Here is an 18,286-nt window from a genome sequence, read left to right as displayed (position 1 = left end):
ACACACTCACCGGTACCCCTGCTCGCGTGCGCTCACGGAGCGCTACGCGGGTGGACACAGGAAGGACAAGCGACGTGCGCGTACTCGTCGTCGAGGACGAGCAACTGCTCGCCGATGCGGTGGCCACCGGACTGCGCCGGGAGGCCATGGCCGTCGACGTCGTGTACGACGGTGCGGCCGCCCTGGAACGCATCGGCGTCAACGACTACGACGTGGTCGTCCTCGACCGAGACCTCCCGCTCGTCCACGGCGACGACGTCTGCCGCAAGATCGTCGAGCTGGGCATGCCGACGCGCGTGCTGATGCTCACGGCCTCCGGCGACGTCAGCGACCGCGTCGAGGGCCTGGAGATCGGCGCCGACGACTATCTCCCCAAGCCCTTCGCCTTCAGCGAGCTCATCGCACGCGTGCGTGCCCTCGGCCGGCGCACCAGCGTGCCCCTGCCGCCCGTCCTGGAGCGCGCCGGCATCAAGCTCGACCCCAACCGCCGCGAGGTCTTCCGCGACGGCAAGGAGGTCCAGCTCGCGCCCAAGGAGTTCGCCGTCCTGGAGGTGCTCATGCGCAGTGAGGGCGCCGTCGTCTCCGCCGAGCAGCTGCTGGAGAAGGCGTGGGACGAGAACACCGACCCGTTCACCAACGTCGTGCGGGTGACGGTCATGACGCTCCGCCGCAAGCTGGGCGAACCCCCGGTGATCGTCACCGTGCCCGGCTCCGGCTACCGGATCTGATACCCGTGGCCGCCGCACCCGCGCCTCCCCAGGCGCCCCCGAAACCCACCTGGGACCCCAGGAGGGCGCAGACCCCGTTTCCGTGGCTGCGCCCGACCATCCGCATACGCCTGACGCTGCTGTACGGCGGGATGTTCCTGATCGCCGGCATCCTGTTGCTGTCGATCATCTACCTGCTGGCCGCGCAGGCCATCAACACGGGCAACGAGCCGCTTTTCAAGATCGTCGGGGTCAACGGCCTCAAGGTCACCAGCACCGACTGCCCGGGAATCACCACCGGCGACCTGCAGCTGTCGGAGTTCAACACCGCGATCAGCCAGTGCATGGACCACCAGCGCCAGGTCGCCCTGGACAATCTCCTCAGCCGGTCGCTGCTCGCCCTGCTGGGACTCGCGGTGATCGCCTTCGCCTTCGGGTACGCGATGGCCGGCCGCGTCCTGTCGCCGCTCGGCCGGATCCTGCGCACCGCGCGCGCGGTGGCGGGCTCCGACCTGTCCCGCCGTATCGAGCTGGACGGCCCGGACGACGAGATCAAGGAACTGGCCGACACCTTCGACGACATGCTGGAGCGCCTCCAGAGAGCCTTCACCGCCCAGCAGCGCTTCGTCGGCAACGCCTCGCACGAGCTGAGGACTCCGCTGGCGATCAACCGCACACTGCTCGAGGTGCACCTCTCCGACCCGGGGGCACCCGTGGAGCTGCAACAGCTCGGCAAGACCCTGCTGGCCACCAACGAACGCAGTGAGCAGCTCGTGGAGGGTCTCCTGCTGCTCGCCCGCAGTGACAACCAGATAGTCGAGCGCAAGCCCGTGGACCTCGCCGAGGTCGCCGAGCAGGCCGTCGATCAGGTGCATGCCGAGGCGGAGGCCAAGGGCGTGGCGATCCGCGGCGAACAGAAACCGGCGATCGTCCAGGGCAACGGCGTCCTTCTGGAGCGCATCGCGCTGAACCTGGTGCAGAATGCCGTGCGCTACAACGTTTCGGAGGGTGGCTGGGTCGAGGTCACCACCGAGGTCCAGCACGGCCAGGCGGTCCTGGTCGTGTCCAACACCGGGCCGGTCGTGCCGGCGTACGAGATCGACAACCTCTTCGAGCCGTTCCGGCGGTTGCGTACCGAGCGCACGGGCAGCGACAAGGGGGTGGGGCTCGGGCTGTCCATCGTGCGGTCCGTGGCCCGGGCGCACGGCGGGCACATCACGGCCCAGCCGCGTGAGGGGGGAGGCCTCGTGATGCGGGTCACTCTGCCCGTCTGAGATCATGTCGCCGACACACGAGGGGATGTTCGCTTTGCGCGGAATTTTCAGGGCCTCGGCCCAGCACTCCCATGTGTGATCGATCACAAGGGCGAATTTCCGGCCATCTACTCTCCGTGATCATGGCAACCCCCGTAAAGCCCGGAAAATCCGGGTTTTCGAGGGTCGTGATCACGGGAAGTACACGGTGAGACGCCTTTGAAGTGCGGCAACCGGACCGTGTACGGTCCCGATCGCCATCCAAGCCGATCACTCGTGAGGAGTCCGGTTGGGTGTCGATTGAGTAACAGACCTTGATGTGAGGCAAAATCTCCGCCTCGAGGCGGGCACAAGTCCGGCCTCTCACGCGTTACGTGCGCTGGAGACACCGCAGAAACCCAGAGGGGGAGAGGCGAAATGGCAACCGATTACGACACCCCACGCAAGACCGATGACGATGTCGACTCCGACAGCCTTGAGGAGCTGAAGGCCAGGCGGAACGACAAGTCCGCCTCCGCCGTGGACGTGGACGAGTTCGAGGCCGCGGAAGGCCTGGAGCTCCCTGGGGCCGACCTCTCCAACGAGGAGTTGGCCGTCCGCGTGCTGCCGAAGCAGCAGGACGAGTTCACCTGCATGAGCTGCTTCCTGGTGCACCACCGCAGCCAGCTGGCCCGGGAGAAGAACGGCCAGCCGATCTGCCGCGACTGCGACTGAGGCGGGGTCGGCCGTGACTGGCTCGACCCCCCATCGGAAGCGCCGCTTCTCCCGGCGGGGAGCGGACAAAGGGCCGTCCGACGGCTCTCACGGCGTGCGTGACGACGAGCGAGGCTCATCCGGTACGGGAGTGGTCCCGGCGGGATCGGCCTCGCTCGCAGCGACCGGCGACGGGGCTGACCTCCCGGCGCCGACGCAGGACCCCGCGCCCGTCGCCAAGCGGCGGGCGGTGGCGGTCCGGGACAAGGCCGCCGGCCTGGCCCGGGAAGGCGTCCGCAAGGGCGGGGACCGCGCCAGGGCCGGCCTGGCGTATCTCGCCGACCGGATCATCGACATCGCCCCGAGAATCCCCGTACGGGACCTCGGGACGCTCCGCGGACAGTTCCCCGGCCTCGGACCGGAGCAACTCGCGGACAAACTCGTGGCGGGCGCAGCGAGCGCCTCGGCCACCGTCGGAGCGGGCGTCGGCGCGGCGGCGATGCTGCCCGTTCCCCCCGCGATGCCGACCGAACTCGCCGCGGAGATCACCGGGGTCGCGGCTATCGAACTGAAGCTGATCGCCGAACTGCACGAGGTGTACGGCGTACGGCCACCCGGCAACCTCAAGGACCGCAGCACCGCCTATCTGCGCGCCTGGTCGGGCGAACGCGGCGTGGACCCGCTCAAGCCGTCCTCGGTCAACTCCGCGCTCGGCGGCCAGATGAAACGCGAACTGCGCCAGCAGATCATGAAACGGACGGTCCGCGACCTGCCGATGCTGATGCCGTTCCTGGTGGGCGCCGCGGTCGGCGCCGTCATGAACCGGCGCGACACCAAGAAGCTGGCCGCGAAGATCCGCGCCGATCTGCGCAGGGCACAGGTGCCGTGGGACGCCCTGCCGGAGCTGCCCCCGCTGGAGAAACCGGTGGACCCCCTGGACATGGGAGAGCTCCCCGGGAAGCCCAGGGAGCTCGGGTCCTGAGGGCAGAGTTCCGGGCTAGGCCGTGGCCCCCCGGGCGGTCCGCAGCGCCTGCGCCAGCCGCTCCGGCTCCCGCGTCGACAGGTACAGGTAGGGCGTCGGGTCGTCCGGGTCGGTGACCGGCACCTTCAGCGCGGTGGGGATGTAGGCGCGCAGAAGCAGGAAGGCCCGGGTGTCGGCCTTGTACGTGCGCCAGGCGCGCGCCTCCTCCGGGTCCAGGACCTCCGCCTCGCCCAGGGCCGTCACCGGGATCTTCGCCTCCCCGGCGATCAGCGCGTCGCCCACCACCCGGATGCGCACCGAGCCGTACGAGCTGGCGACGACCGCCGCGGCCGCGGTGCCGCCCACCAGACCGCCCAGCAGGGGCAGGGTGCCGAAGGGCAGCAGGATCAGGGCGAAGGAGACACCCACGAGGAACGAGATCAGCCACCAGGTGCGGGGGGCGGTGAGACGTTCTTCGTAGGGGGTGGCGGAGGGCTGCATGCGGCCAAGCTTGGCATGGTGTCCGGTATTCCCCGACGCGCGGGTAAGGTCTGCGGCTGTGAGTGGTACTTCCGCAGCTCTTCGACCCCCGGCCGACGCCGTGAAACCGGTGCGGCACCCCGATGCTCCCGCGCCCGGCGAGCTCCTCGGTGCCCACTACGAACAGTGTTTCGGATGCGGCGGCGGGCAGGCGCACGGGCTGCACCTGGCGGCGCGGGCCGGTGAGGGCGTGGCCGTCACCGCCGAGTTCACCGTGCAGCCCGCCCACCAGGGGGCGCCCGGCCTCGCGCACGGCGGTGTCCTCGCCACCGCCCTCGACGAGACGCTCGGCTCGCTGAACTGGCTGCTGCGGACCATCGCCGTGACCGGACGGCTGGAGACGGACTTCGTCCGGCCCGTGCCCGTCGGCACCACGCTGCACCTCGAGGCCGAGGTGACCGCGGTGGCCGGCCGGAAGATCTACTCGACTGCCACCGGCCGGATCGGCGGCCCCGGCGGACCGGTCGCCGTCCGCGCCGACGCGCTGTTCATCGAGGTCGCGGTGGAGCACTTCGTGCGGAACGGCCGTGAGGAAGAGATCCAGGCCGCCATGAGCGACCCGGACCGGCTCCGGCGCGCCCGCGCCTTCGAGGTGAACCCGTGAGCCGCGCGCCCCGTCCCGAGCTCGCCGTGCTCATCCGGCTCGTCGACCCCGACGTACCGCTTCCGGCGTACGAACACCCCGGTGACGCGGGGGCCGATCTGCGCACCACCGAGAGCTGTGAACTGGCGCCGGGGGAACGGGCCGTACTGCCCACGGGGGTGTCGATCGCACTGCCGGAGGGGTACGCCGCCTTCGTGCACCCGCGGTCGGGGCTGGCCGCCCGGTGCGGCGTCGCCCTCGTGAATGCCCCGGGGACGGTTGATGCCGGGTACCGTGGGGAGATCAAGGTGATCGTGGTGAATCTCGACCCGCGCGAGTCCGTGCGGTTCGAGCGCTTCGACCGGATTGCCCAACTGGTCGTCCAGCAGGTCGAGAGGGTCCGCTTCCAGGAGGTCGCGGAACTTCCCGAATCGGCACGGGCCGCGGGGGGCTTCGGGTCCACCGGCGGGCATGCCGCGGTGGGCGATGCAAGCGGTCAGGCCGCCGTGGGCGGCAGTGTGGGTGGGTATCGATACGCTTCGGTCGTATCCGACCGGGAAGGACAGTGACGTGTTCGGACGTCGCAAGAAGAAGGGTGCCGCCGAGGACGCGGCCGGCGAGGCCGAGCAGGTCGTCGACAGTGTCGACACTGAGGCGGACGAAGAGGTAACGGGCGAGCGTGAGCGCGTCCGGCTCGAGCCGGAGCCGCGGCCCGACGGACCCTGGGACAGCTCCGAGGTCCGCGACCCGGCCGAGGGCCGGGTGGACCTGGGCGGTCTGTTCGTGCCGGGTGTCGACGGCATGGAGCTGCGGGTCGAGGTCGCGGGTGACGCGATCGTCGCGGCGACCGTCGTGCTGCGCGACAGCGCCATCCAGCTGCAGGCCTTCGCCGCGCCCAAGCGCGAGGGCATCTGGGGCGAGGTGCGCGAGGAGATCGGCTCGGGCATCACCCAGCAGGGTGGCATCATCGACGAGGTCGAGGGCCCGCTCGGCTGGGAGCTGCGCGCCCAGGTGCCGGTGCAACTGCCGGACGGGACGGGCGGCTTCCACGTCGTGCGGTTCGTCGGCGTGGACGGTCCCCGCTGGTTCCTGCGCGGAGTGATCTCCGGCCAGGGCGCGGTACAGCCGCAGGCCGCCGGACTGCTCGAGCAGATCTTCCGGGACACGGTCGTGGTCCGCGGCGAGGGCCCGATGGCGCCCCGCGACCCGATCGTCCTCAAGCTGCCGAACGACGCGCAGATGGTCCCCGAGGGCGTCCAGCAGCAGGAGGAGGGTTCCCGCTTCTCCGGCGGCATGGGCCAGCTGCAGCGCGGACCGGAGATCACCGAGGTCCGCTAGGTCTTCAGGGCGAGAGCCCGTGGTGACGGGAGAACCGACAGAGAGCCGCACCCTTCGGGGGGCGGCTCTTTCGTGTGCGTGCTCCCTTGCGCGTCAGGGTTGTGTCAAAGGCGTCTCCCGCCGCACCGCTCGTCCCCTTCGCCAGGGCCGCCGGTCGTAAGGTCGACGCTGCGTACGCAGGAGTCACGGGAAGAGAATGAGGCCATGGCACGCGGCAAGCTTCGGATCTACCTCGGTGCGGCACCGGGCGTGGGCAAGACGTACGCGATGCTGTCCGAGGCGCACCGCCGGGTGGAGCGGGGCACGGACTGCGTGGTCGCGTTCGTCGAGCACCACGGGCGCCGCCGTACCGAAGTGATGCTGCACGGCCTGGAGCAGGTCCCGCGCCGCGAGCTGGAGTACCGCGGCGCGGTCTTCACCGAGATGGACGTGGACGCCGTCCTCGCCCGCCACCCCCAGGTCGCCCTGGTGGACGAACTGGCCCACACCAACATCCCCGGCTCACGCAACGCCAAGCGCTGGCAGGACGTGGAGGAACTGCTGGCGGCCGGCACCGACGTCGTCGCGAGCGTCAACATCCAGCACCTGGAGTCCCTCGGGGACGTCGTGGAGTCCATCACCGGGGTGCGGCAGCAGGAGACCGTGCCCGACGAGTTCGTCCGGCGGGCCGACCAGGTCGAGCTGGTGGACATGTCCCCGCAGGCGCTGCGGCGCCGGATGGCGCACGGCAACATCTACCAGCCGGACAAGGTCGACGCCGCCCTGTCGAACTACTTCCGGCCGGGCAACCTCACCGCGCTGCGCGAACTGGCCCTGCTCTGGGTGGCCGACCGGGTCGACGAGTACCTGAAGCAGTACCGCAGCGAGCACCGGGTGTCGGCGATCTGGGGCTCCAGGGAGCGGATCGTGGTCGGTCTGACCGGCGGCCCCGAGGGGCGCACGCTCATCCGGCGGGCTACGCGGCTGGCGGAGAAGGGCGCCGGAGGAGAGGTACTCGCCGTGTACATAGCGCGCAGCGACGGGCTGACCTCGGCCTCGCCCAAGGAGCTGGCGGTCCAGCGCACCCTCGTGGAGGACCTGGGCGGCACCTTCCACCACGTCGTCGGCGACGACATACCGGCCGCGCTGCTCGCCTTCGCCCGCGGGGCCAACGCCACGCAGATCGTCCTCGGCTCCTCGCGCCGCAAGGCCTGGCAGTACGTCTTCGGGCCCGGTGTCGGCGCGACGGTCGCCCGGGAGTCGGGGCCCGACCTCGACGTGCACATCGTCACCCACGAGGAGGCCGCCAAGGGCCGGGGGCTGCCGGTGGCCCGGGGCGCCCGGCTCGGGCGGGCCCGGATCATCTGGGGGTGGCTGGTCGGCCTGGCCGGCCCGGCGATCCTGGCGGTGCTGCTGAACTCCGTCCACCTCGGGCTCGCCAACGACATGCTGCTGTTCCTGGCGGTGACGGTGGCGGCGGCGCTGCTCGGCGGACTGCTGCCGGCGCTGGTCTCGGCGGCGCTGGGCTCGCTGCTGCTGAACTACTACTACACCCCGCCTCTGCACCGGTGGACGATCGCGGACCCGAAGAACATCGTCGCCATCGTGATCTTCGTCGGTGTCGGGGTGTCGGTGGCCTCGGTGGTGGACCTGGCGGCCCGGCGCACGCACCAGGCGGCCCGGCTGAGAGCCGAGTCGGAGATCCTCTCCTACCTCGCGGGCAACGTGCTGCGCGGCGAGACCAGCCTGGAGGCACTCCTGGAGCGGGTCCGGGAGACCTTCGGCATGGAGTCGGCGGCGCTGCTGGAGCGGGCGGACGACCACGCGCCGTGGACCTGCGCGGGCCGCGTCGGTCCGGGCCGGCCGGTCGGCCGGCCGGAGGAGGCGGACGTCGACGTGCCGGTCGGCGACCGCATGGCGCTGGCGCTCACGGGCCGGGTGCTGCCCGCCGAGGACCGGCGGGTGCTGGCGGCGTTCGCCGCGCAGGCCGTCGTCGTGCTGGACCGCAGACGGCTCCAGGAGGAGGCCGACCGGTCCCGCGCGCTGGCCGAGGGCAACCGCATCCGCACGGCGCTGCTGGCCGCCGTCAGCCACGACCTGCGCACCCCGCTGGCCGGGATCAAGGCCGCGGTCTCCAGTCTGAGGTCCGACGACGTGGCCTGGTCCGAGGAGGACCGGGCGGAGCTGCTGGAGGGCATCGAGGAGGGCGCGGACCGGCTCGACCACCTGGTGGGCAACCTGCTCGACATGTCCCGCCTCCAGACCGGGACGGTCACGGCGATCATCCGGGACATCGACCTCGACGAGGTGGTGCCGATGGCGCTCGGCGGGGTCCCGGAGCCGGAGGAGAGCGTCGAACTGGACATCCCCGAGACGCTGCCCATGGTCGCCGTCGACGCGGGGCTGCTGGAGCGGTCGGTGGCCAACCTCGTGGAGAACGCGGTCAAGTACAGCCCGGCGGATGAACCCGTGCTGGTCTCGGCGAGCGCGATGTCCGACCGGGTCGAGGTACGGGTGGTGGACCGCGGGCCCGGCGTCCCCGACGAGGCCAAGGAGCGGATCTTCGAGCCGTTCCAGCGGTACGGCGACGCACCGCGCGGCGCCGGGGTGGGGCTGGGCCTCGCCGTGGCGCGGGGCTTCGCCGAGGCCATGGGCGGCACGCTGAACGCCGAGGACACGCCCGGTGGCGGCCTCACCATGGTCCTCACGCTCCGCGCGGCGGGACCGCTGCCGGGGCCGCCCGCCGAGGGCGCCGCGGCCCGGGCCGCGGCGGAGGAACAGTCAGTGGAACCGGAAAGGCAGGCTTCATGGTGAGCCCTGCTGGGGGGATCCCCCAGACCGCCACGAGGGTGCTCGTGATCGACGACGAGCCGCAGATCGTGCGAGCCCTCGTGATCAACCTCAGGGCGCGCAAGTACGAGGTCGACGCCGCGCACGACGGCGCCACCGCCCTCGAACTCGCCGCCGCCCGCCATCCGGACGTGGTCGTCCTCGACCTGGGGCTGCCCGACATGGACGGCGTCGAGGTGATCAGGGGGCTGCGCGGCTGGACCCGGGTGCCGATCCTGGTGCTGTCCGCGCGGCACTCGTCCGACGAGAAGGTCGAGGCGCTGGACGCGGGCGCCGACGACTACGTCACCAAGCCGTTCGGCATGGACGAGCTGCTCGCGCGGCTGCGGGCCGCCGTGCGCCGGGCCGAGCCGGCCGGGGGCGATGAGGAGGAGGTCCTGGTGGAGACCGACGAGTTCACCGTCGACCTGGCCGCGAAGAAGGTCCACCGGGCCGGGAAGGACGTACGGCTGACGCCCACGGAGTGGCACCTGCTGGAGGTGCTGGTGCGCAACACCGGGCGTCTGGTCGGCCAGAAGCAGCTGTTGCAGGAGGTGTGGGGGCCGTCCTACGGGACGGAGACGAACTATCTGCGGGTGTACATGGCACAGCTCAGACGCAAGCTCGAGGCGGACCCCTCGCATCCGAAGCACTTCATCACTGAGCCGGGGATGGGTTATCGGTTCGAGAGGTGAGCCGTGGGAACGGCCGGGGACGGGCTGTCGATTCGAGCGCCAGTGCGAAGGGTACGGCTGTGTCGGTGAGCCCCGGTACGCTTCAGATATGAGTGCTGTTCCTCGTTCCGAAAAGCCGGCCGGCCGGTTCCGGCGCATGCTCGACCGGCTCTCCTCGTCCCAGGAGGACCTGGAGTCCGAGGAGCTGAGGGAGGACACCGAGACGGCCGGCTGTGTCCGGATCGGTGACTGTCAGGACCGGCAGGTCGTCACGGTTACTGGTACCTTGCGCACGGTCACCCTGCGCCCGCGCGCCGGGGTCCCGGCCCTAGAGGCCGAGCTGTTCGACGGCACCGCCGCGCTGGACGTGGTGTGGCTGGGCCGGCGCTCCATCGTCGGGATAGAACCGGGGCGCAGACTCATAGCGTCGGGCCGCGTCTCCATGAGCCGGGGCCGCCGCGTGCTGTTCAACCCGAAATACGAACTGAGACCCCTCGGTAGGGAGTAGCCGGTGACGTCGCTCGACAAGCCGACCGAAGACACGATCGCGGAGGACACGGCCGCGGACGACGCCCGGGCGGTGACCGAGGCCGCGCTGCTCGAGGCGTTCGGCGGGGTACGGGGCATGGTCGAGACCGTGATGCCCGGCCTGCTCTTCGTCACCATCTTCACGATCAACAAGGACCTGCGCATGTCCGCGATCGCCGCGCTCGCGGTGTCGCTGGTCCTGGTCGTGGTGCGGCTGACGAAGAAGACCACGGTCAAGCACGCGTTCAGCGGGGTCTTCGGCGTCGCCTTCGGCGTCGTCTTCGCGATGATGACCGGCAACGCCAAGGACTTCTACCTCCCCGGCATGCTCTACACGCTGGGCCTGGCGCTGGCCTACATCGTCACGACCCTGTGCGGGGTCCCGCTGATCGGTCTGATCCTCGGCCCGGTCTTCAAGGAGAACCTCTCCTGGCGCAAGCGGAACCCCGGCCGCAAGAAGGCGTACGCCAAGGCCAGCTGGGCGTGGGGGCTGATCCTGCTCGCCAAGTGCGCGATCCTCTTCCCGCTGTACTGGTGGGCGAACACCGCGCAGCTGGGCTGGGTGCTGATCGCCCTGAAGATCCCGCCGTTCCTGCTGGCCGTATGGCTGACGTGGGTGTTCCTGGCGAAGGCGCCCGCGCCCATCGACGTGTTCGCGGAGATGGAGGCCGAAGAGAAGGCCGAGGAGGAGCGGAAGGCTGCCGCTGAGGTCGGTGGGCGGCACCGTCGGGACAGCTGAGGTTGCTGGGGGCTGTCGCCCCCAGACCCCGCTCCGGCCCTGAACCAGGCCTTGGCCTCAAGCCCGGACGGGCTGGATCCGCCTGCCCGGGCCTGAGGAGGTCACCCCGCCGTGTCCTCGCGCCGTACCGACAGCAGGTCCTCCAGCTGCTCCTCCCGCGCCTGAGCCGCCACGAACAGCAGCTCGTCGCCCGGTTCCAGGGAGTCCTCGCGGGTCGGGGTGAGGACCCGGGTGCCGCGGATGATGGTGACCAGGGAGGTGTCCTCCGGCCACTCCACGTCGCCGACCTGGGTACCGGCGAGGGCCGACTCCTCGGGGAGGGTGAGCTCGACGAGGTTGGCGTCGCCATGGCTGAAGCGGAGCAGGCGGACCAGGTCGCCGACGCTCACCGCCTCCTCGACCAGGGCGGACATCAGGCGCGGGGTGGAGACGGCCACGTCGACGCCCCAGGACTCGTTGAAGAGCCACTCGTTCTTGGGGTTGTTGACCCGGGCCACGACCCGCGGGACGCCGTACTCGGTCTTCGCGAGGAGGGAGACGACCAGGTTGACCTTGTCGTCGCCCGTGGCGGCGATGACGACGTTGCAGCGCTGCAGGGCCGCCTCGTCGAGGGAGGTGATCTCGCAGGCGTCGGCGAGCAGCCACTCCGCCTGCGGGACGCGCTCGACCGAGATGGCGGTCGGCGCCTTGTCGACGAGCAGGACCTCGTGGCCGTTCTCCAGCAGCTCGCCCGCGATCGAGCGGCCGACGGCGCCTGCTCCGGCAATGGCGACTCTCATCAGTGACCGTCCTCCTTCGGGCCTTCGGAGAACGACGCCTCGACCTTCTCCACCTCGTCGGTGCGCATCATCACGTGCACCAGATCGCCCTCCTGCAGAACCGTCTGCGAGGTGGGCAGCATCGCCTCGCCGAGGCGGGTCAGGAACGCCACCCGGACGCCCGTCTCCTCCTGCAGCTTGCTGATCTTGTGGCCGACCCAGGAGGGGGCGGCGTGCACCTCGGCGAGCTGGACGCCGCCGGTGGGGTCGCGCCACAGCGGCTCGGCGCCCGAGGGCAGCAGCCGGCGCAGCATCTGGTCGGCCGTCCAGCGGACGGTGGCGACGGTGGGGATGCCCAGGCGCTGGTAGACCTCGGCGCGGCGGGGGTCGTAGATGCGGGCGGCGACGTTCTCGATGCCGAACATCTCGCGGGCCACCCGGGCGGCGATGATGTTGGAGTTGTCGCCGCTGGAGACGGCGGCGAAGGCACCCGCCTCCTCGATGCCCGCCTCGCGCAGGGTGTCCTGGTCGAAGCCGACCCCGGTGACACGACGGCCGCCGAAACCGGAGCCCAGTCGTCGGAAGGCTGTGGGGTCCTGGTCGATCACGGCGACCGTGTGACCCTGTTGCTCCAGGGTCTGGGCGAGAGCGGAACCCACTCTGCCGCAGCCCATGATGACGATGTGCACGACGTCCTTCCGAGGTCAAGAAGTCAAGAAATCGATAAGTTTTCTGGCTTTGCCCAGAAGCTCGGCCTTGAACAGGGTCTCAGACCGTCGCCCAAGCTACACATGCGCGGTCCTCGTCGGGCACCCCCTGTACGCGGTTTGCGCGATCAGCGACGGCTGATGCTCCGGAAACTGAGAAAGGTAAGGATTCCAACGCAGACAAGGGTTCCGACGGCGCCGATCAGTTCCGCGGTGGCGTGCATGGAACCTCCGGTGGACGGCGACGGGGCGGGGGCTGCCATCCAGGCACGACGGCCGGCGGGGCCGCTGGATCCGCAGCCGCGGCGTGGCCGATTTCACCCGTGAGGCAGACGCGGCGAGTCGGGGCCGGGGGAGGGTGGGCGACCTCGTGTTCGAAGGCCTACGATCCTCTGTTGTGTCCAAACTGACCGACGTGCCCAAGCGGATCCTGATCGGGCGCGCATTGCGCAGTGATCGGCTCGGGGAAACGCTCCTGCCGAAGCGCATCGCCCTGCCCGTCTTCGCTTCCGACCCGCTGTCCTCCGTGGCCTACGCGCCCGGGGAGGTGCTGCTGGTCCTCTCCATCGCGGGCGTGTCGGCATACCACTTCAGCCCTTGGATCGCTCTCGCGGTCGTCGTGCTGATGTTCACGGTGGTGGCCTCCTACCGGCAGAACGTCCACGCCTACCCCAGCGGCGGCGGCGACTACGAGGTCGCCACCACCAACCTCGGCCCCAGGGCGGGACTGACCGTGGCGAGCGCCCTGCTCGTGGACTACGTCCTCACGGTCGCCGTGTCCATCGCCTCCGGCATCGAGAACCTCGGCTCCGCGGTCCCCTTCGTCGTCGAGCACAAGGTGGCCTGCGCGGTCGCAGTCGTCGTCCTGCTCACGCTGATGAACCTGCGGGGCGTGAAGGAGTCCGGCAAGCTCTTCGCGATCCCGACCTACGTGTTCGTCGCGGGCGTCTTCATCATGATCGCGTGGGGTGCGTTCCGGGGCCTGGTCATGGACGACCAGATGCGGGCACCCACCGCCCAGTACACGATCAAGGCCGAGCACCAGGGGCTGGCCGGTTTCGCACTGGTCTTCCTGATGCTCCGCGCCTTCTCCTCCGGCTGCGCCGCCCTCACGGGTGTCGAGGCGATCTCCAACGGCGTCCCCGCCTTTCGCAAGCCCAAGTCGAAGAACGCGGCGACCACGCTGGCGGCGATGGGCCTGCTGGCCGTCACCATGTTCTGCGGCATCATCGTGCTCGCCCTGACCACCGACGTCCGCATGGCCGAGAACCCGGCCACCGACCTGCTGAAGAACGGCGTCGGCGTCGGCGAGGGCTACGTCCAGAACCCGGTGATCACCCAGGTCGCCGAGGCGGTCTTCGGCAAGGGCAGCTTCCTCTTCGTCGTCCTCGCGGCGGCCACCGCCCTGGTGCTGTTCCTCGCCGCCAACACCGCCTACAACGGCTTCCCGGTGCTCGGCTCGATCCTCGCCCAGGACCGCTACCTGCCCCGCCAGCTGCACACCCGCGGCGACCGCCTCGCCTTCTCCAACGGCATCGTGCTCCTGGCCGGCGCGGCCACCTTCCTGATCATCATCTACGGCGCCGACTCCACCCGCCTGATCCAGCTGTACATCGTCGGCGTGTTCGTGTCCTTCACGCTCAGCCAGACCGGCATGGTCCGCCACTGGAACCGCCACCTGGCCACCGAGACCGACCCGGCCAAGCGCCGGCACATGGTCCGCTCCCGCGCGATCAACACCTTCGGCGCCTTCTTCACCGGCCTGGTCCTGGTCGTCGTCCTCGTCACCAAGTTCACCCACGGCGCCTGGGTCGCCCTGCTCGGCATGGTGATCTTCTACGCGACGATGACGGCCATCCGTAAGCACTACGACCGCGTCGCCGCGGAGATCGCGGCGCCCGAGGGCCCGAGCGACGACAGCGTACGGCCGTCCCGTGTCCACTCCGTCGTCCTGATCTCCAAGATCCACCGGCCCACGCTGCGCGCCCTGGCCTACGCCAAGCTGATGCGCTCCGACAGCCTGGAGGCGCTCACCGTCAACGTCGACGCGGCGGAGACGAAGGTGCTGCGCGAGGAGTGGGAGCGGCGCGGGATCGACGTACCGCTGAAGGTCCTTGACTCGCCGTACCGCGAGATCACGCGGCCGATCATCGAGTACGTCAAGGGACTGCGCAAGGAGTCGCCGCGCGACGCGGTGTCGGTGATCATCCCCGAGTACGTGGTCGGCCACTGGTACGAGCATCTGCTGCACAACCAGAGCGCCCTGCGGCTGAAGGGCCGGCTGCTGTTCACGCCGGGCGTCATGGTCACGTCCGTGCCGTACCAGCTGGAGTCCTCCGAGGTGGCCCGGATGCGGGCCCGCAAGCGGCAGGAGTGGAACGCGCCGGGTTCGGTGCGGCGGGGCCCGGCGGAGCAGGGGCGGCACAAGGAGTCCTCGGGCTCCCCGACGTCCCGGCCCTCGGGCTCGTAGCAGCCGGCGGCCGGTGGTGAACGGCCGGACGGCAGCCACGTAGACTGGTGGGCTGTTGTCCGGCCGTACCTCGTTCGACGTTGTGGAGTCTCCCCGCCATGCAGGCAGAACCGAAGAAGACACTGGTGGGGTCCGAGTTCGAGGTGGAGATCGGGCCCGTCGCGCACGGCGGGCACTGCATTGCCCGTACCGACGAGGGCCAGGTGCTGTTCGTCCGGCACGCGCTGCCCGGTGAGCGGGTCGTGGCGCGGGTGACCGAGGGCGAGGAAGGCGCGCGGTTCCTGCGCGCGGACGCGGTGGAGGTGCTCGAGGCCTCCAAGGACCGGGTCGAGGCGCCTTGTCCCTACGCCGGTCCGGGCCGCTGCGGCGGCTGCGACTGGCAGCACGCCAAGCCGGGCGCACAGCGCCGGCTCAAGGGCGAGGTGATCGCCGAGCAGCTTCAGCGGCTCGCGGGCCTCACCCCCGAGGAGGCCGGCTGGGACGGCACCGTGATGCCGGCCGAGGGCGACAAGCTGCCCGCCGGGCAGGTACCGCAGTGGCGTACGCGTGTGCAGTACGCCGTCGACGACTCGGGCCGGGCCGGACTGCGCCGGCACCGTTCGCACGAGGTCGAGCCGGTGGACCACTGCATGATCGCGGCTGCCGGGGTCACCGAACTGGGTGTCGAGAAGCGCGACTGGAGCGGGATGGCGTCCGTCGAGGCGATCGCCGCGACGGGCTCGCAGGACCGTCAGGTCATCCTGTCCCCGCGTCCGGGCGCCCGCCTGCCGATCGTGGAACTGGACCGGCCGGTGTCCGTGATGAGGGTCGAGGAGAAGGACGGGGGCGTGCACCGCGTCCACGGGCGCCCCTTCGTGCGCGAGCGCGCGGACGGCCGTACGCACCGGGTCGGCAGCGGCGGCTTCTGGCAGGTCCACCCCAAGGCCGCGGACACCCTGGTGACCGCCGTCATGCAGGGGCTGCTGCCGCGCAAGGGAGACATGGCGCTCGACCTGTACTGCGGCGTCGGCCTGTTCGCGGGCGCGCTCGCCGACCGGCTCGGCGAGAAGGGCGCGGTGCTCGGCATCGAGTCCGGCAAGCGGGCGGTCGAGGACGCCCGGCACAACCTGGCCGACTTCGACCGGGTGCGCATCGAGCAGGGCAAGGTCGAGGCGGTCCTCCCGCGCACCGGCATCACGGAGGTCGACCTGATCGTCCTGGATCCGCCGCGGGCGGGCGCGGGGCGCGGGACCGTCGCACACCTGACCTCGCTGGGGGCCCGCCGGATCGCCTACGTCGCCTGCGACCCGGCCGCGCTGGCGCGGGACCTGGGGTACTTCCGGGACGGGGGGTACCGGGTGCGGACGTTGCGGGCGTTCGATCTGTTTCCGATGACGCATCATGTGGAGTGCGTCGCGATCCTTGAGCCTGCGGCAAAGGGCGCCTGACCTGCTGTCCCTCCCCTCGTAGCGTGAAGACCGTGACTGCAGGGGAAGCCGAGCGTCATGGCGGAGAAGCGTCGGATGCCCGATCCGGAGTTCCGTGAGGGGGCGGTCCGGACCCGGGCGGAGACGGGCATGGTCCTGTGGGTGAGGCAGCCGCGGCGGACCCGTCCCAAGTCGGGGGATCAGCGACACCGCCCGGCCAGGGCCGTACCAGCACCTGGCCCGGCGATGCGACCGATGGGCGGCGCCACCAGGCTACGAGGAAGAGTCCGGCACCCCGAACCAGCCAACAGCGTCGGCACGGCCGGAACAGAGGAGAACGCGGAGCGCCGCCCGGCCCTTCAGGCGATGGTCCCTCCGCCGTCGACATACACGGTGGTGCCCGTCGTATAGGCGTTGCCCGTGAGGAAGAGCACCGCCTGCGCGATGTCGACAGCCTCCCCAACACGCTTCACGGGCAAGCGTTTCGTGGCCGCCTCGTACATGCGCTCGCGGTCGGCGGTTGTGGTCGCGGTCCTGGTCGGACGTGGTCAGCTCGCGTCGGCGGCGCTCGGGGTGGGTACGGTCCGATGTGCGGCGGCGGGTGACGGTTCGGGGGACGCCTTGGGCCTGCGCAGACCGATCGCGCTCAGCACCACGCTGATCAGGAGAGCGGCGACGGCCCAGACCAGAGCGGAGCGCAGTCCGGACAGGAAGTGGTCCGAGGATGCCTGACCGACGAGCAGACCCATCACCGCTACGCCGATGAGCCCGCCCAGCTGACGGGAGGCGTTGAGGACACCGGAGGCGATGCCGGCGTTGGCCGGGTCCACCGAGCCGAGCATGGCGTTCGTCATGGACGGGACGACCAGGCCGATGCCGAAGCCGGCGACGACGAACTGGACGGCCATCTGCACATAGGACCCGGAGCCGACGACCGGCACGGTGGCGAGGTAGCCGACGGCCGCCAGGCTGTTGCCGGTGATCAGCACCGGACGGGCGCCGTGGCGCTTGACCAGCGGGCCGCACGACAGGTTGGCGATCATGATGGCAGCCGTCATCGGCAGGAACGCGAGGCCGGCGACGATGGGTGAGTAGTCCCAGACCTGCTGGAAGAAGAGACTGAAGACAAAGATCAGGCCGTAGAAGGAGAAGTTGAGCAGCACGCCGATCAGGGACGTGGAGGTGAACGCCCTCCGACCGAAGAGTTGGAGGGGCAGCATGGGGTCGGTGCTGCGCCGCTCCGCGGCGATGAAGCCGACGAGTGCGATCAGGAAGACGGCCAGGCAGGTGAGGACGGTGGCGGAGGTCCAGCCCTGCGCGTTCGCCTCGACGATCGCTCCGGTAAGGGCACCCAGGCCGACGACGGCCAGCAGCTGGCCGGGCAGGTCGAGCGAGCGGCGGACCGAGGTGTCGCGGGCGGGGACGGGGCGGGCGTAGGCCCGTACGAGGACGATGCCGACGGCGGCGATCGGGACGTTGACGTAGAAGATCGAGCGCCAGCCGAGCGAGTCCACCAGGAGGCCGCCCACGACCGGGCCGAGCGCGAGGGCGAGTCCACCGGCGGCCGCCCACAGGCTCACGGCGCGGGTGCGCTCCGCGGGATCGGGGAAGTTGGTGTTCACGATCGACAGGGATGACGGCACGATCATGGCTGCGCCGAGGCCTTGGACGACGCGGGCCGCGATCAGGGTGACCAGTGAGGGCGCGGCACCGCAAGCCAGGGATGTCACGGCGAAGAGCGCGAAGCCCAGCATGAAGATCTGCTTGGGATCGTAGCGGTCCCCCATGGCGCCGGCGGTCAGGACGAAGGCGGCGAAGGTGAGTGTGTAGCCGTTGATCACCCACTCCAGGCCGGACAGGCTGCCCCCGAATTCCGCAGCGAGCGCCTTGGTGGCGACGTTGACGACGCTGACGTCCAGGATGACGACCACGAAGCCGAGGCAGGCCGCTAACAGAGTCAGTCCCGGCCGGGCCTTGTGGGGTTGGTTCTGTGGCACGGGTCTTCCTTCCATGGGTGCCGGAGGCAGGTGGGGGGAGGGGAGCCGGGCGATGCGCCACCGACTCCGGTAGAGTGTTCGTCAGAGAACGAACACTCCGAGTGTACGCAGATCATCGAACACT

At 70.5% G+C, this 18,286-nt stretch carries 17 protein-coding genes and 1 pseudogene; 13 read left to right on the top strand and 5 right to left on the bottom strand.

Annotated elements, in window-relative coordinates; all coding sequences use genetic code 11:
- Positions 1 to 74: 74 nt before the first annotated feature.
- The 4 genes from ABT057_RS07765 to ABT057_RS07750 all read left to right on the top strand — a co-directional run bounded on the left by ABT057_RS07765 (position 75) and on the right by ABT057_RS07750 (position 3,635).
- Entirely contained in the window at positions 75 to 728 is a 654-nt protein-coding gene (locus ABT057_RS07765) for a response regulator transcription factor (RefSeq protein WP_003993508.1), read from the top strand.
- A gap of 5 nt (positions 729 to 733) precedes the next feature.
- Positions 734 to 1,981 carry a sensor histidine kinase gene (locus ABT057_RS07760; protein WP_352341565.1) on the top strand — a complete coding sequence of 416 codons (1,248 nt, stop codon included), beginning with the start codon at positions 734 to 736 and terminating at the stop codon, positions 1,979 to 1,981.
- 396 nt (positions 1,982 to 2,377) lie between these two features.
- Positions 2,378 to 2,674: a DUF4193 domain-containing protein gene (locus ABT057_RS07755; protein WP_003993510.1), complete on the top strand. Its 297-nt coding sequence runs from the start codon at positions 2,378 to 2,380 to the stop codon at positions 2,672 to 2,674.
- Positions 2,675 to 2,687: 13 nt separating this feature from the next.
- Positions 2,688 to 3,635: a hypothetical protein gene (locus ABT057_RS07750; RefSeq protein WP_352341564.1), complete on the top strand. Its 948-nt coding sequence runs from the start codon at positions 2,688 to 2,690 to the stop codon at positions 3,633 to 3,635.
- Between the two features lie 15 nt (positions 3,636 to 3,650).
- Here ABT057_RS07750 and ABT057_RS07745 read toward each other — a convergent pair whose 3' ends face one another.
- Entirely contained in the window at positions 3,651 to 4,115 is a 465-nt protein-coding gene (locus ABT057_RS07745; protein ID WP_352341563.1) for a DUF3093 domain-containing protein, read from the bottom strand.
- Between the two features lie 58 nt (positions 4,116 to 4,173).
- On the opposite strand from ABT057_RS07745, the gene ABT057_RS07740 reads away from it, so the two are divergent.
- The 7 genes from ABT057_RS07740 to ABT057_RS07710 all read left to right on the top strand — a co-directional run bounded on the left by ABT057_RS07740 (position 4,174) and on the right by ABT057_RS07710 (position 10,824).
- Positions 4,174 to 4,758, top strand: a complete 585-nt coding sequence (locus tag ABT057_RS07740; protein ID WP_352341562.1) for a PaaI family thioesterase — start codon at positions 4,174 to 4,176, stop codon at positions 4,756 to 4,758.
- Positions 4,755 to 5,306: a dUTP diphosphatase gene (gene dut, locus ABT057_RS07735; protein WP_352341561.1), complete on the top strand. Its 552-nt coding sequence runs from the start codon at positions 4,755 to 4,757 to the stop codon at positions 5,304 to 5,306. The genes ABT057_RS07740 and dut overlap by 4 nt, the downstream gene beginning before the upstream one ends.
- A gap of 1 nt (position 5,307) precedes the next feature.
- On the top strand, positions 5,308 to 6,075 hold the full coding sequence (locus ABT057_RS07730; RefSeq protein WP_352341560.1) for a DUF3710 domain-containing protein: 768 nt from the start codon (positions 5,308 to 5,310) through the stop codon (positions 6,073 to 6,075).
- Positions 6,076 to 6,279: 204 nt separating this feature from the next.
- Positions 6,280 to 8,868 (top strand): ATP-binding protein, encoded by a 2,589-nt coding sequence (locus ABT057_RS07725; RefSeq protein WP_352341559.1) that lies wholly within the window; start codon positions 6,280 to 6,282, stop codon positions 8,866 to 8,868.
- Complete coding sequence (locus ABT057_RS07720; protein ID WP_352341558.1) at positions 8,862 to 9,578, top strand: response regulator; 717 nt, start codon at positions 8,862 to 8,864, stop codon at positions 9,576 to 9,578. Before ABT057_RS07725 ends, ABT057_RS07720 begins: the two co-directional genes overlap by 7 nt.
- Before the next feature lie 88 nt (positions 9,579 to 9,666).
- Positions 9,667 to 10,065 (top strand): OB-fold nucleic acid binding domain-containing protein, encoded by a 399-nt coding sequence (locus ABT057_RS07715; protein WP_352341557.1) that lies wholly within the window; start codon positions 9,667 to 9,669, stop codon positions 10,063 to 10,065.
- 3 nt (positions 10,066 to 10,068) lie between these two features.
- Entirely contained in the window at positions 10,069 to 10,824 is a 756-nt protein-coding gene (locus ABT057_RS07710; protein WP_352341556.1) for a DUF3159 domain-containing protein, read from the top strand.
- Between the two features lie 101 nt (positions 10,825 to 10,925).
- Here the strand turns inward: ABT057_RS07710 and ABT057_RS07705 are convergent, their stop codons facing one another.
- Entirely contained in the window at positions 10,926 to 11,603 is a 678-nt protein-coding gene (locus ABT057_RS07705; protein ID WP_352341555.1) for a potassium channel family protein, read from the bottom strand.
- The gene (locus tag ABT057_RS07700; RefSeq protein WP_352341554.1) at positions 11,603 to 12,271 is read right to left on the bottom strand and encodes a potassium channel family protein; all 669 of its coding nucleotides are present in this window, start codon (positions 12,269 to 12,271) and stop codon (positions 11,603 to 11,605) included. Before ABT057_RS07700 ends, ABT057_RS07705 begins: the two co-directional genes overlap by 1 nt.
- A 415-nt stretch (positions 12,272 to 12,686) precedes the next feature.
- On the opposite strand from ABT057_RS07700, the gene ABT057_RS07695 reads away from it, so the two are divergent.
- Together ABT057_RS07695 and ABT057_RS07690 are read left to right on the top strand one after the other, a co-directional pair.
- The gene (locus tag ABT057_RS07695; protein ID WP_352341553.1) at positions 12,687 to 14,759 is read left to right on the top strand and encodes an APC family permease; all 2,073 of its coding nucleotides are present in this window, start codon (positions 12,687 to 12,689) and stop codon (positions 14,757 to 14,759) included.
- 98 nt (positions 14,760 to 14,857) lie between these two features.
- Positions 14,858 to 16,186, top strand: coding sequence for a class I SAM-dependent RNA methyltransferase (locus ABT057_RS07690; RefSeq protein ID WP_352341552.1), 1,329 nt, complete (start codon positions 14,858 to 14,860; stop codon positions 16,184 to 16,186).
- A gap of 338 nt (positions 16,187 to 16,524) precedes the next feature.
- On the opposite strand, the pseudogene ABT057_RS07685 reads toward ABT057_RS07690, so the two are convergent.
- Positions 16,525 to 16,692: pseudogene (locus ABT057_RS07685) on the bottom strand (SDR family oxidoreductase); the annotation flags it as partial.
- A gap of 21 nt (positions 16,693 to 16,713) precedes the next feature.
- Positions 16,714 to 18,162, bottom strand: coding sequence for an MFS transporter (locus ABT057_RS07680; RefSeq protein WP_352341551.1), 1,449 nt, complete (start codon positions 18,160 to 18,162; stop codon positions 16,714 to 16,716).
- Positions 18,163 to 18,286: the final 124 nt, after the last annotated feature.

The sequence above is a fragment of the Streptomyces sp. NPDC002588 genome, from assembly GCF_040295925.1.
Taxonomy (GTDB): domain Bacteria; phylum Actinomycetota; class Actinomycetes; order Streptomycetales; family Streptomycetaceae; genus Streptomyces.
This window is presented reverse-complemented; position numbering and strand designations above follow the sequence as displayed.

What these genes read in the sequence shown, in the direction of transcription:
- ABT057_RS07755 (WP_003993510.1), top strand. Translation starts at nt 2,378, where the DNA reads ATGGCAACCGATTACGACACCCCACGCAAGACCGATGACGATGTCGAC.
- ABT057_RS07745 (WP_352341563.1), bottom strand. Translation starts at nt 4,115, where the DNA reads ATGCAGCCCTCCGCCACCCCCTACGAAGAACGTCTCACCGCCCCCCGC.
- ABT057_RS07725 (WP_352341559.1), top strand. Translation starts at nt 6,280, where the DNA reads ATGGCACGCGGCAAGCTTCGGATCTACCTCGGTGCGGCACCGGGCGTG.
- ABT057_RS07720 (WP_352341558.1), top strand. Translation starts at nt 8,862, where the DNA reads ATGGTGAGCCCTGCTGGGGGGATCCCCCAGACCGCCACGAGGGTGCTC.
- ABT057_RS07715 (WP_352341557.1), top strand. Translation starts at nt 9,667, where the DNA reads ATGAGTGCTGTTCCTCGTTCCGAAAAGCCGGCCGGCCGGTTCCGGCGC.
- ABT057_RS07705 (WP_352341555.1), bottom strand. Translation starts at nt 11,603, where the DNA reads ATGAGAGTCGCCATTGCCGGAGCAGGCGCCGTCGGCCGCTCGATCGCG.
- ABT057_RS07690 (WP_352341552.1), top strand. Translation starts at nt 14,858, where the DNA reads ATGCAGGCAGAACCGAAGAAGACACTGGTGGGGTCCGAGTTCGAGGTG.